Genomic DNA, 12910 nt, shown 5'->3' on the forward strand with positions numbered 1-12910 from the left:
CGCATGGCATGGGCTTCGCGGACTGCCCCTTCCGATCCCACTATGTATCGGTGCACGGGCAACGGCTGCATTATCTGGACGAAGGCTCCGGCCCCACCTTGTTGTTCGTGCATGGCAATCCCACCAGCAGTTATCTGTGGCGGAACGTGATCAAGCTTCTGCGTCACCGTTACCGCTGCGTCGCGTTGGACCTTCCCGGTTTCGGCCGCAGCGCCAAGCCGGATCTGGATTACCGGCTATGTACGCTCCATCACTTTCTGTCCGGTTTTGTTGAGCAACTGGCGCTTGAGCCGGTGATCCTGGTGCTGCACGACTGGGGTGGTCCGCTTGGTTTCAGACTGGCGCAGCAGCAGCCGAGCCAGGTCCGTGCCCTGGTCTTCATGGAGACCTTCCCTTTCACCTTTGACTGGCAAGAGTTTCCGCTGATCGCGCGTCCGCTGTATTTCGCTTTTCGTCAGCCAGCTCTGAGCCCCTGGTTGCTGCAACGCCACAATCTGTTCGTTAACACGGTATTGCCCATGGGCACCTTGCGGCGTTTGCCTCGCAGCGTCATGAACGTTTATCGTGCCGCGTTCCCCGATCGACACAGCCGCCGGGCGATCCGTGCCCTGCCCTCCGAGTTGCCAATCGATGATCGCCAGGGGGAAACCTGGCTGGCGGTTGAGGAAATCGAAAAGCGTCTGCCGGAGATGGACCAGCCGATGTTGCTGTTGCACTTCCGCCCGGGCGCGGTGCTGCCCGAACAACGTATCCCCTGGTTCAAACAACGGCTGAAATACCTGGATGTGGTCCATGCGGGGCCGGGGCTGCATTTCGTGCCGGAGGATAATCCGGCGGTGATCGCCGATTCTCTGGACCAATGGTTCCAGGTACGCTTGGCGAATCCGCGATGAGCGCGGTAAAGGTCTGTTCAAAGGAAGCACGGACATCATGAATCTGCTGCACACCGGCCAGGATCTGCGCCGCCTCAATGAGCTGGCGGCGATTCTGCTGAAATACGGATTTGCTGACATGCTGCGCCGGTTGGGCCTGGCGCCGATGATCGAACACGCCGGGCGTTTGTTGCGCAGCGGGCTGGATCCCCGCTTCCTGCATATGGGCAGTGCCGAGCGTCTGCGTCATGCCATGGAGGAAATGGGGCCTACCTTCGTCAAGCTCGGTCAGGTGCTGGCGACCCGGGTGGATTTGTTTTCACCGGAATGGATCGAACAGTTTGAAAGGCTGCAGGATCGAGCCCGGCCGGTATCCTTTGCCAGTCTGACCCCGGCGGTGGAGGCGGCACTGGGGCGGCCGCTGGATCAGGTGTTCGCTTCGGTGGATGAGCGTCCGCTGGGTGTGGCGTCCATCGGCCAGGTGCACGCCGCGGTGACCCGCTCCGGTGATCGGGTGGTGATCAAGGTGAGAAAGCCTGGCATCGAGGCCAAGATTCAATCCGACCTGCGGCTGCTGGATCAACTCGCCAAACTGGCCTCCGACAATTCCCAGGAGCTGCGCCGCTACCGCCCGGTGGAACTGGTGCGCGAGTTTCATCGCTCGCTCACCCGGGAGTTGGATTTCACCATTGAAGCGCGCAATGCCGAGCGCATTCGCCAGAACGTCAAGGGGCTGCGCTGGGTGATGGTTCCGAAAGTCCACACCCGTCTCAGTTCCGCCACCTTGCAGGTGCAGCAACGGCTCAACGGTACGCCGGCGCGGGATCTGGCCCGGCTTGACGCGCTCGGCGTGGATCGGCCGCTGGTGGCGAGACGTGGCGCCATGGTGGCCTGGAAAATGGCCCTGGAGGACGGTTTTTTCCACGCTGACCCTCACCCTGGCAACGTACTGATTCTGAGCAACAACCGCATCGGCCTGCTCGACTTCGGCATGGTCGGCAAGCTGACCGATGGGCGGCGCGAACAGATCGTGCAATTGGTGCGTGCCATCATAACCCGGGAGTCGGAGCATGCTGCGGCGGTCCTGACCGGTTGGTCCGACGGCCAACCGCTCAACTTTGATCAGTTGGTGGCGGATGTGGAGGACGTGGTGTCCCGTTACTATGGTTTGCCGCTGGCGGACCTGGACCTGCCCGCCCTGCTCGGCGACATCACCGCCCTGATCCGCAATCACGGGCTGATCCTGCCCAGCGATATCGCCTTGTTGATCAAGGCCCTGATTACCCTGGAAGGCTTTGGCCGTCTGCTGAACCCGCGTTTCGACCTGATCCGTGAGGCGGAACCCTTGATGCACCGGCTGCTGCGACAACGCTATGGGCCTAAACGGCTGGTACGCAGTCTCGGGCTGCGGGCCCTGGATGCGGTTGACCGGCTCTATGCTCCTCCCCCACCGGCGACGCTGGCTGGCGGGCGCGCTGATGGCGGTGTCGATCCGCGCCATCTGGAGCGTTTGGTGAGCCGTCTGGAGCGCGGTCAGTACCGGCAGATACAAACGCTTTTGGTCTGCGCATCGATGATTGCTGGCGCGCTGATGCTGGCCGGACGGGTGCCGCCGACAATTTGGGATCTTTCCGTGCCCGGAGTGCTGGTATTATTGGCGTGTGGACTGTGGTCCACATGGTTGCTATGGATAGCCCGCCGCCATTTGCGCGAGTGGGAATAAGGAGGAAAACATTGATGAAAAGAATCGCCCTGCCCGTACTGGCCGCCCTGACGCTGACCGCCTGTGCCACTTCACCGCTGGGCCGCAGCCAGTTCTTGCTGATGCCCGCGGACCAGATGAATGAAATGGGCATGGCCGCTTACGATCAAATGAAAACGGAACAGAAGATCAGTACCAACAGTAAGCAAAAACGGTATGTGCAATGCGTGGCCGACGCGGTTACCGCCGAGTCCGGCAGTGACCAGCAGTGGGAAGTGACATTGTTCGACGATCCTGCCGCCAACGCCTTCGCTTTGCCTGGCGGCAAAATCGGGGTCTATACCGGCTTGCTGAAAGTGGCCAAGACCCAGGATCAACTGGCCGCGGTGCTGGGTCATGAAGTGGGTCATGTGCTGGCCCAGCACTCCAATGAGCGCATGTCGATTCAATACGCCACGGATACCGGCACGCAATTGCTGGCGGCCCTGGCCGGGGACAGCGGCGGTGCGGCCCAGCAAGGCCTGATGGCGGCCCTGGGGCTGGGTACTCAGGTGGGCGTGACGCTGCCCTTCAGCCGAAAGCATGAATCCGAGGCCGACATCATTGGCTTGCGGATGATGGCCCGAGCCGGATTCGATCCGCGTCAAAGCGTGGAGTTGTGGAAAAACATGGCTGCGGCCAGCAATGGCAGCCCGCCGGAGCTGTTGTCCACTCACCCCTCCAGTGGCACCCGTATCGAAGATCTGGAGGCCAGCATGCCTGACGCCCTGCCGCTGTATCAGCAGGCCCGCGCTGCGGGCAAAAGGCCGAACTGCGGATAACCGGAGGCAAACGAATCGTGGTCCGTGGAGTGGTGGCGTCCGACAACTCGCTGGCACGCTAGACGCTATTCGCCGCTAAAGCGGCTTCCCACGGATCGGACTACGAAGCCGCTGTGGGAAGCTTGCTTGCAAGCGAAGTCGATAGTCGACCGGGAAATCAACTGTAGTAGGCGTTGTCGGTAACGCTGTGATCGGTCTTGTCCCGCACGCCGGTCAGTTCTGGCAGGCGCTCCTTGAGGGTACGCTCCACGCCATCACGCAAGGTGACATCCACCACCGAACACCCCTGACAGCCGCCGCCGAATTCCAGCACCGCCACATTGTCCTCGGTCAGTTCCAGCAGCTGCACGCTACCACCGTGAGCCGCCAGATTCGGGTTGATCTCCGCGTACAGGACATAGTTGATGCGTTCTTCCAGGCTGGCATCGGGGCTGATGTCGGGGACCCGGGATTTGGGGGCCCGGAAGGTCAGCTGGCCGCCCATGCTGTCCTTCTTGTAATCGATCACCGCGTCTTCCAGGTAGCGTACGCTCTTGCCCTCGATCCAGGCATGGAAGCCTTCATAGTCATAGCGCACATCCCCGTCTTCCTGCTCATCCGGCGGGCAATAGGCCATGCAGCACTCGGCATGGGGGGTGCCGGGGCGTTCGACGAAGATACGCACGCCCATACCCTCCTGGTCCTGCTTGGAAAGCAGGTCGCGGAGGTAATCCTGGGCGCTGTCGGTGATGCGGATCAGTTCTTCGCTCATTCCGGTTTCCGGTTGGGGTATTTCCTGACTATTTTAGTCAGGTACTGCGTGGTTGCAATGGGGCAGCGTTTTTCTCCGGGTTGATCCTGGGGGCCCGAGAGCCTGTTTATAGTCTTTACGCCGCCGCGCCGGAGCTCCCCTCTCCACCTAAAGAAAGTGGGCCCGGCCCTTCGGGTTGCGCTGGGGTAAAGACTATAAACAGGCTCTAGGACTTTCTGGTATGGTTGCCGCTTTCGTCAAAAAGCCGGAAATCACCTTGCCTCCACTGCATCGAAGCCGCCGCGTCCTCGCCCTGGGCCTGCCCATCATGGCGGCCATGATAAGCCAAAGCCTGCTCAATCTGGTCGACGCCGCTCTGGTCGGGCGGCTGGGCGGTGATGCTCTGGCCGGTGTTGGTCTGGGGGGCTATGCCGCCTTCCTGTCGATCAGCGTGGTGATCGGGCTCGGCGCCGGGGTGCAGGCCATGGTGGCGCGGCGCAAAGGAGAAGGCGACGAGCGTCAATATGCCCTGCCCCTGAATGCCGGATTGCTGGTGGGGCTGGTGCTGTCGCTGCCGTTGACCGCGCTGTTTCTGGCGCTCAGCGCACCGATGATGCATTTTCTTGCTCCCAATGCGCCGGTCGCCGGACTGGCCGAGGGCTACTTTGACATGCGTTTGCTGGGCATCTGGGCGGTGGCGATGAATTTTTGCTATCGCGGCTATTGGAACGGCATCAGCCGCCCCGCGGTGTACATGCGCACCCTGATCACCACCCATGTGGCCAATGTGGTACTCAGCTATGGTCTGATCTTTGGCCGTCTGGGCCTGCCGGAAATGGGCGCCGCGGGCGCAGGCCTCGGTACCACCTTGTCGCTTTATCTCGGCAGTCTGCTTTACCTGCTGCAAACCTGGAAGCTGGGGCGTGAGCACGGTTTCATGGCCGCCTGGCCTTCCACCGCCACCTTGGGCAGTATCGCCAGGGTCAGTATTCCCAACTCGGTGCAACAGTTCTTCTTCTCCGCCGGCCTTACCGTGCTGTTCTGGATTATCGGCATGGTCGGCGCCGATGAAGTGGCGGTGGCCCATGTACTGATCACCTTGATCCTCCTGCTGATTCTGCCGGCCATCGGGCTCGGGCTGGCGGCCGCGTCGCTGGTGGGCCAGGCGCTGGGCCGCCGGGATACCGCCGATGCCTACCGCTGGGGCTGGGATGTCACCTGGCTGGCGGTGCTGATGTTGTTCATCACCGCATTGCCCATGTGGCTGGCGCCGGAGTGGATTCTGGGGTTATTCCTGCACCAGCCGGATCTGGTGGCATTGGGACGGGTGCCGCTGATGATCACCGGGCTGGCGATTTGCCTGGACGGCGCGGCCATCATCTTTACCCAGGCTTTGCTGGGGGCCGGCGCATCGCGGTCGGTCATGATGGTCACCCTTGTAGTACAATGGTGTCTGTTCCTGCCGCTGGCCTATATCGTTGGCCCCTGGCTGGGATTCGGACTGCTTGGCATCTGGCTGGCACAGGCTCTGCAACGGCTGGTGACCTCTTCCCTGTTGGGAGGGCTGTGGGTGCGCCGAAGCTGGGCTCACATTCAATTATGACGAGGTCTTCATGAGCGATCAGAACAATTCCGGCTCGGACCGCCCCAACTCCCTGCAAGTATTGAAAAGTATTCTTGCCGGACTGTTTGGTGTGCAGAGCCACGCCAACCGCGAACGGGATTTTAACAAGGGCAATCCCGGCGATTATATCGGTGTTTATGTGGTCCTGGTGTTGGGTCTGGTGATCGGTGTTTTCGTGGTAGTGAAAATGGTTCTCAGTGCCGCCGGGTCATAGCGGAACACACTAGGGATATAGCGATATATTTCTTTTAAGTATAAAAACCCTTTGCTAAAGTTCGCGCCACTCGGAATTGTAAGCCGCCAAACGGCTTGCAAATCAACGAATTAACACGGCGCGACACAGCAATGTACGTATATCAGGACTATGACCAACGGCTTCTGGAAGAGCGGGTGGCACAGTACCGCGACCAGACCCGACGTTACCTGGCGGGCCAACTGAGCGAGGACGAATTTCTCGCTCTGCGGCTGCAGAACGGGCTCTACATCCAGCGCTATGCGCCGATGATGCGTATCTCCGTACCTTACGGCATGCTCAACACCACCCAGGTGCGCAAGCTGGCGTCCATCAGCCGCGATTACGACAAGGGCTTCTGCCACGTCAGTACCCGTCAGAATATCCAGTTGAACTGGCCGGAAGTGGCGGACACTCCCGACATTCTCGCCGAGCTGGCCAGCGTGCAAATGCACGCCATTCAAACCAGCGGTAACTGTATTCGCAACATCACCACCGACGAATACGCCGGCGTTAATCCGCGTGAAATCGAAGACCCGCGCCCCTGGTGTGAAGTGATCCGCCAGTGGGCCACCTTCAACCCGGAATTCGCTTATCTGCCGCGCAAATTCAAAATCGCCGTGAACGCGGTACCGGACGCCGATCCTGCTTTGATCGGCGTGCACGATATCGGCGTACAGATCGTCCATGACCACGATGGCGAAACCGGCTTTCAGGTCTGGGCCGGCGGTGGTCTCGGCCGCACCCCGATGACCGGTGAGGTGATCGGCGAGTTTGTCCCCTGGCCGGATCTGCTTGCCTATCTGGAAGCGATTCTGCGGGTGTACAACAAATACGGAAATCGCGACAACAAGTACAAGGCCCGCATCAAGATTCTGGTGAAGGCTTTGGGCGCGGATAAGTTCCGCGAGTTGGCGGAAGCGGAATTCGCCGAGCTGAAAGGCGGCGCCATGACGCTGACCCGGGAGGAAGTGGCCCGCATCAAGGCCTGCTTCGTGGATCCGGATTATCGCGTTGATGTGGACAGCGCCGCGCTGCACAGTGCTCTGGATCAGCACCGTGCCTTCAACCGCTGGTACCACACCAACACCCGCGCCCATAAGAGGGGCGGCTACCGGGCGGTGACCCTGACGCTGAAGAAGACCGGCCGCATCCCCGGTGACATTACCGACGAACAACTGGAAGCAGTGGCCGATCTGGCGGACCGTTATGCGTTCTCCGAAGTGCGCACCACGCACCAGCAGAACATGGTTCTGGCTGATGTCGCCGAGGACGAGTTGTATGATCTCTGGCGACAGCTGGACGCGCTCGGGTTCGCCACACCGAATCTGGGACTGATCACCGACATCGTGTCCTGCCCCGGCGGTGACCTTTGCGCACTGGCCAACGCTAAGTCCGTGCCGATCGCGGAGGGTATCCAGCGCCAGTTCGACGACCTGGATTTTGTTCATGATCTGGGACCGCTGGATGTCAATATTTCCGGTTGCATGAACGCCTGCGGTCACCACCATATTGGCCACATCGGTATTCTCGGCGTGGACAAAAAGGGCAAGGAGTTCTACCAGATCACCCTGGGTGGTCGCGGTGACCGCCAATCCCGCATTGGCGAAAAAATGGGGCCGTCCTTCGAGTCCCATGAGGTCAACGGCGTGATCGGCAAGATCGTCCGCGTGTATCTGGACAATCGTCTGGAAAACGAGCCTTTCATCAGTACGTACGAGCGCATTGGCATGGACCCGTTCAAGGAGGTGGTATATGGCTAAGGTAATCGTCAACGGCGACATCGTAGACAATGCCTGGCAGCGGCTGACCTCCGAGGAATTGGAGCAACAAGGAGTTCCGGAGGCAGGCGCGGTGATCGTGCCGCTGGCGTACTGGCTGTCTCATCGTGAGGCCCTGCTGGAGCGCTCGGCGCCGGTGGGAGTGTGCCTGGAACCCGGTGAAGAGCCCGCGGATCTGGCCGCGGACTTGCCCACCCTGCCCCTGGTGGCGGTGAACTTTCCCGCTTTCAAGGACGGCCGGGGTTATTCCTATGCCCGTGAGTTGCGCACCCGCTATGGTTTTGAAGGTGAGGTGCGAGCGGTGGGGGATGTGCTGCAGGATCAGCTGTTCTACATGCACCGGGTCGGCTTCAATGCCTTCGAGGTGCGTGCCGACCGTGATATCGAGGAAGCCCTGAATGGCCTGCGCCCGTTCTCGGTTACCTATCAGGGCGACGTTCACGACGAGCGCCCGATCTATCGCCGTCAATCCGCCTGATCATCAATCCGCCCCGTCCGGGGCGGACCTTCCTTTGGCAAGCGCCGGTGCCGAACCGTGTTTCACACCCAGCGTCGCCGGATCATCCACAGCAGGATGCCGGTGCTGGTAATCGCGAGCATTCCACTGAACCACCAGAATCCGTTGGGGTCCTCCAGCCACGGCAAGCCCCCCACATTGATACCAAACAGACCGGTCAGGAAGCCCAGCGGCAGAAAAATGGCGCTGATGATGGCCAGCAGATACATGCGGTCATTGATGGTCTCGTTCTGCGCGGAAAAGACCTCTTCTTGCAGCAGCGTGGCATGTTCGCGGGCCGCGTCCAGATCCTCCAGCAGGCGTTGCAGGCGATCGGTGGCTTCACGAATGGTCTCCGCGTCGCCACTGCGAATACGGCTGTCGCCATGCAGTTTGATCAGTGCGTCCCGTTGTGGGGCCATGTAGCGACGCAGTGTGATGGCCCGGCGGCGCAAGGCGCCGATGCGCCGTGTCTGCTCGCGGCTGCCCGGCCGGCTTTCCAACTGTTCGGAAAAAGCCGCCACCTGGTCCTCGATCTGTTCAATTGCGTCTTCCATGCGCCAGACCAGCCCGTCCACCAGCCCGGCGAGCAGCTCGGACGGCGTCGCCGGCCCCTCGCCCGCGTACAGGGCCTCGACCAGCTCGGTGAGTGATTTAAGGGTACGCTTTTGGGTGCTGATCACCAGGCCGTCCCGGACCCACAGCCGTACCGCGATCATGTCCTCGGGGCGGGCATCGGGGGACAGATTGACCCCACGGAGATAAACCAGAAGCCCCCCGCCCACCTCGCTGACCCGCGGCCGGGTTTCCGGCGTCAGCAGGGCCTCGCTGACCACCATCGGAATATCCGCTCTGGCTTCCAGCCAGTCCCGGCTTTCCGGACGAGTGTAATCCAGATGAATCCAACGGGTGGCATGGTCACCGGCGGACAGCTGTGGCTCGAAGGGCGTCGCTCCGCCCTTGCCGTCCAGACGCAGTGCGAATTTAAGCCAGCCGGGGTCAGTCATGGTGCCTCCCGTATCAGTGGTCTGCCAGCGATCAACCGCCTATCTTGACCACCACGCGGCCGCGCACGCCGCCGGCGAGGATACGCTCGAACCATTCCGGCAGTTGTTCCCGAGTGATTTCCGCCGCTTCCAACGCGGCCAGATCCGGGGTCCAGTCCGAGGCCAGCAACTGCCAGATCTGCTGCTTCACTTCGCGCGGCAGTTCCACGCTGTCCACGCCGAGCAGATTGACGCCACGCAGGATGAACGGAAGCACCGTGGCACTATTGAGTTGCGGTGATCCCACCAGGCCGCAGCAGGCGGCGCTGGCGCCGTATTGCAGGCTTTTCAGGGCGTTCACCAGCATGTCGCCGCCGACGCAGTCCACCACCCCGGCCCAGCGTGGCTTCAACATCGGCTTATTGGCATCCGTCAGGGCGTCCTCGCGGGAAATGATGTCCGCTGCTCCCAGGGCTTTCAGCCAGTCGTGGGCGTCGCTTTTACCGGTAACGGCGACCACGCGAAAGCCCAGCCGGGACAGGATCGAGACCGCCACGCAACCAACACCGCCGGTGGCGCCGGTAACCAGCACGTCACCCTGGTCCTCCTGCAGGCCGGTATCCAGCAATGCCTCCACGCACAAGGCGGCGGTGAGGCCGGCGGTGCCCAGCATCATGGCGGAGCGTGGGTCCATGCCATCCGGCAGCGGCACCAGCCAATCCGCTGGCACGCGAATGTAATCGCCGTAGCCGCCGACGGTGTTCATGCCCAGGTCATAGCCGGTGCAGATGACCTGGTCACCGGGGCTGAATGGGCCCTGCTCCGCTTCTTCCACCACACCAACGGCGTCGATGCCCGGTGTATGTGGATAATGGCGGGTGACGCCCTTGTTGCCGCTGGCGCTGAGCGCGTCCTTGTAGTTCAGAGAAGACCAGCTCACCTTAACCAGAACCTCGCCTTCCGGCAGATCACTCAGCTCACGCTCCCCTACCCGGCTTTGGTAGCCATTGTCGGTGCTTTCGGTGATCAGGGCCTTGAATGTCATTACCAGCTCCGTTTGCTGTTGTCCGTCGGGTATTTATTGGAAGGGCCGCTGCGAGCCACGCTGCCAGAAGCGATCCGCCAGGCGCTGGGCCGCGGACGCCAGGGACAGGCTCAGCCGATCCGCGAGTTTACGCTTCTGTTCCCAGGTAACCTGGTAGATGTCGACCTGGGCTTTGCGCCCCTGCAAGTATTCATCACTGGTCATGATGTCGTCCACCAGCCCCAGTTCCTTGGCCCGGCTGCCGAACCAGTGCTCACCGGTGGCCACCGTGTCGATGTCCAGACCACGGCGGTGCTCACGGACAAAACTCTTGAACAGCTGGTGGGTCTCTTCCAGCTCTTGCTGGAACTTGGCGCGAGCCTTGTCGGTATTTTCGCCAAGCATGGTCAGGGTGCGTTTGTATTCGCCGGCCGTCATCAATTCCACATCCACGTCGTGCTTTTTCAGCAGACGATGGACATTGGGAATCTGTGCCACCACGCCGATGGAACCGATCACCGCGAAAGGAGCGCTGAGAATGCGGTCGCCGATACAAGCCATCATATAGCCGCCGCTGGCGGCCACCTGGTCCACCGCCACGGTGAGTTTCAAACCGCGCCCGCGCAGACGTTTCAGTTGCGAGGCGGCCAGGCCATAGCTGTGCACCAGTCCACCCGGGCTTTCCAGTCGCAGCAGGACTTCATCATCCGCCTCGGCCACTTCCAGGATGGCGCTGATTTCGTGGCGCAGGGTTTCCACATCACTGGCTTGAAGGTCACCATCGAAATCCAGCACGAACAGGCGCGGCGGCAATTTGTCTTCACCGCCGGCTTTCTTGCGCTGCTTGGCCCGCGCCTTTTCTTCCTTGCGTTTTTTCTTGGCCTCGCTCTTGCGGCGCTGTTCCGGCCACACTTCGTCGATGATGCTCTCGCGCAGGTCGTCGAACTCCTCGTTGAGGTACTTGACGTGTAATTCGCCGTCGCGGCCACTGCGCTGGCGATTGCGCGCCGCCGCCGTGGCGATCCCGCCGATCACAAACAAAATCGCCACCACGAGGGTGGCGACCTTGGCGAGAAACATGCCGTATTCGGATACTAAATCGATGATCACCGTGTCTTGCTCACCTGTATGTATGGGTTAAATCGCCCGTCCCGCTCACTGGCACCGCATCCCGCTTATTGCCAGCCGGAAACCGCCTGCTGCGCACTGCCGTTGAGCGGCCGCCCCACCAGACCGGTGGGGGCAACCGTCACTTCAAAGATCGCCCCGTCCGCCATCGGCAGATAGGCGGCGCTACCATAGCGCGCATCGACAAGAAAACTCCAGCCCTCCCGGGCCTGGCGCCAGACGTCCAGCAGCGGTGGCGCGTCGTGGAAACTATACACGGTACGTTCCCGGGAGCGCTCGTCCTCCAGTGCGAAGTAACGCCCCTGGATGCGATCCAACTGATAGGCCGGCTTCAGTCCCAGCAAGGCGAAGGGGGTTTTCCACTTGATGATTCTGGCGTCCAGTTGCCACTGGTCTCCGGCCAGCCGGAAATCACGGGTGCGGCCATCACGGCCGGTGACCGTGGCGATGTAGGCCTGATTGTCGGTGGCACGGAAGCTGATCGTGGCCACCGGCGATTCCGCGTTCAGTTCGTGGTAGCTGTACAGACTGACCGCCACCAACACCAGATAGATGGCCCCGGCCACCAACAGCAGCCCCGCCGTGCCCTTGAGCCACTGCCACAGCCATTTCTGGCGCAACAGAATCCAGGCCCCGATCAGCACCAGAACCAAGCCAATGACCATAATCAAAAGCGGGGCGAACGAAAAGCTCATCGGGACTCCATCATCATGGCGGGCTGGGGGCGGCGCGTTAGCGGTAAGGCGCGCGCCATTGCTCGATCAGCGTGTGGGCGATGCTGCCCGGCGGTGGTGTGCGCGGCAACTGATCATGGCGGAACCAGCCGGCATCGACGATCTCGTCGTCATCGATAACGATGTCACCGCCGGCATAGTCGCCATGGAAACCGAGCATCAGGGAATGAGGAAAGGGCCAGGACTGGCTGCGTGTGTAGTGCAGATCGCCAACCTGAATGCCGGTTTCCTCCATGACTTCCCGGCGTACCGCCTGCTCGGCGGTCTCCCCGGCTTCCATGAAGCCGGCCAGGCAGGAATAGAATCCGGAGGGAAAACGCGCGGAACGACCCAGCAAAGCGTATTCGCCATCACTGATCAGGGCGATCACGCAGGGAGTGATGCGGGGGTACTGGCGATAGTCACAGGCCGGGCAGATCATCGCCAGCTCACGTTCATGGGGCATCGTGGGAGAGCCACAGCGGCTGCAGAAACGGTGATTCTGTCGCCAGCTCATCACCTGCAGCGCCCGCGCCACCATGGTGAAAGTGTCGTCGTCCAGTTGGCCGAGGATCTGCCGCAACGGGGTCGGGTGAAGACGCTGGTCGGCCAGTTCGTGTTCTCCCTCGTCACACACATAGCAGGGCTGGCCATGCAGCACGCCGATGTAGCGGTAATTGGGGTGCTGGCGCAGCAGGAAGGCCGGCAACCTGGGAATGCTGGGCGAAATCGATGTACAGGTTTTGTTCATGGACCACGAAGCACCAGGCTTCGTCCGCGTCTCTCGGTTCCACCGAGGAC

13 protein-coding genes are annotated in these 12910 nt (G+C 61.4%); 7 read left to right on the top strand and 6 right to left on the bottom strand.

Features of this window, described 5'->3' with window-relative positions:
• The first annotated feature begins 8 nt into the window (after positions 1 to 8).
• The 3 genes from A6D6_RS08415 to A6D6_RS08425 are packed head-to-tail and all read left to right on the top strand — an operon-like array spanning position 9 to position 3395.
• Positions 9 to 893: a haloalkane dehalogenase gene (locus A6D6_RS08415; protein WP_159660472.1), complete on the top strand. Its 885-nt coding sequence runs from the start codon at positions 9 to 11 to the stop codon at positions 891 to 893.
• A gap of 37 nt (positions 894 to 930) precedes the next feature.
• Positions 931 to 2595: an ABC1 kinase family protein gene (locus A6D6_RS08420; protein ID WP_159660473.1), complete on the top strand. Its 1665-nt coding sequence runs from the start codon at positions 931 to 933 to the stop codon at positions 2593 to 2595.
• Between the two features lie 14 nt (positions 2596 to 2609).
• Positions 2610 to 3395 (top strand): M48 family metallopeptidase, encoded by a 786-nt coding sequence (locus A6D6_RS08425; RefSeq protein ID WP_159660474.1) that lies wholly within the window; start codon positions 2610 to 2612, stop codon positions 3393 to 3395.
• A gap of 157 nt (positions 3396 to 3552) precedes the next feature.
• Here A6D6_RS08425 and nfuA read toward each other — a convergent pair whose 3' ends face one another.
• A complete protein-coding gene (gene nfuA, locus A6D6_RS08430) occupies positions 3553 to 4146 on the bottom strand; it encodes a Fe-S biogenesis protein NfuA (RefSeq protein ID WP_022995099.1) in 594 nt (197 codons plus the stop codon).
• Positions 4147 to 4366: 220 nt separating this feature from the next.
• On the opposite strand from nfuA, the gene A6D6_RS08435 reads away from it, so the two are divergent.
• The 4 genes from A6D6_RS08435 (at position 4367) to A6D6_RS08450 (ending at position 8240) form a co-directional block, all read left to right on the top strand.
• Complete coding sequence (locus A6D6_RS08435; protein WP_133490822.1) at positions 4367 to 5728, top strand: MATE family efflux transporter; 1362 nt, start codon at positions 4367 to 4369, stop codon at positions 5726 to 5728.
• Positions 5729 to 5738: 10 nt separating this feature from the next.
• The gene (locus tag A6D6_RS08440) at positions 5739 to 5963 is read left to right on the top strand and encodes a DUF2970 domain-containing protein (RefSeq protein ID WP_133490821.1); all 225 of its coding nucleotides are present in this window, start codon (positions 5739 to 5741) and stop codon (positions 5961 to 5963) included.
• Positions 5964 to 6094: 131 nt separating this feature from the next.
• Positions 6095 to 7744, top strand: coding sequence for a nitrite/sulfite reductase (locus A6D6_RS08445; protein WP_133490820.1), 1650 nt, complete (start codon positions 6095 to 6097; stop codon positions 7742 to 7744).
• On the top strand, positions 7737 to 8240 hold the full coding sequence (locus tag A6D6_RS08450; RefSeq protein WP_159660475.1) for a DUF934 domain-containing protein: 504 nt from the start codon (positions 7737 to 7739) through the stop codon (positions 8238 to 8240). The genes A6D6_RS08445 and A6D6_RS08450 overlap by 8 nt, the downstream gene beginning before the upstream one ends.
• Before the next feature lie 62 nt (positions 8241 to 8302).
• On the opposite strand, the gene A6D6_RS08455 is transcribed toward A6D6_RS08450, so the two are convergent.
• The 5 genes from A6D6_RS08455 to nudC all read right to left on the bottom strand — a co-directional run bounded on the left by A6D6_RS08455 (position 8303) and on the right by nudC (position 12860).
• A complete protein-coding gene (locus A6D6_RS08455; RefSeq protein WP_159660476.1) occupies positions 8303 to 9265 on the bottom strand; it encodes a zinc transporter ZntB in 963 nt (320 codons plus the stop codon).
• 31 nt (positions 9266 to 9296) lie between these two features.
• Positions 9297 to 10289: a YhdH/YhfP family quinone oxidoreductase gene (locus A6D6_RS08460; protein ID WP_159660477.1), complete on the bottom strand. Its 993-nt coding sequence runs from the start codon at positions 10287 to 10289 to the stop codon at positions 9297 to 9299.
• A 33-nt stretch (positions 10290 to 10322) separates the two neighbouring features.
• Entirely contained in the window at positions 10323 to 11375 is a 1053-nt protein-coding gene (sohB, locus tag A6D6_RS08465; protein ID WP_201303737.1) for a protease SohB, read from the bottom strand.
• 68 nt (positions 11376 to 11443) lie between these two features.
• A complete protein-coding gene (locus tag A6D6_RS08470; RefSeq protein WP_133490815.1) occupies positions 11444 to 12091 on the bottom strand; it encodes a hypothetical protein in 648 nt (215 codons plus the stop codon).
• Between the two features lie 37 nt (positions 12092 to 12128).
• The gene (nudC, locus tag A6D6_RS08475) at positions 12129 to 12860 is read right to left on the bottom strand and encodes an NAD(+) diphosphatase (protein WP_236564039.1); all 732 of its coding nucleotides are present in this window, start codon (positions 12858 to 12860) and stop codon (positions 12129 to 12131) included.
• Between the last annotated feature and the right edge of the window lie 50 nt (positions 12861 to 12910).

It is taken from the genome of Alcanivorax xiamenensis, from assembly GCF_009846745.1.
Classification (GTDB): Bacteria; Pseudomonadota; Gammaproteobacteria; order Pseudomonadales; family Alcanivoracaceae; genus Alloalcanivorax; species Alloalcanivorax xiamenensis.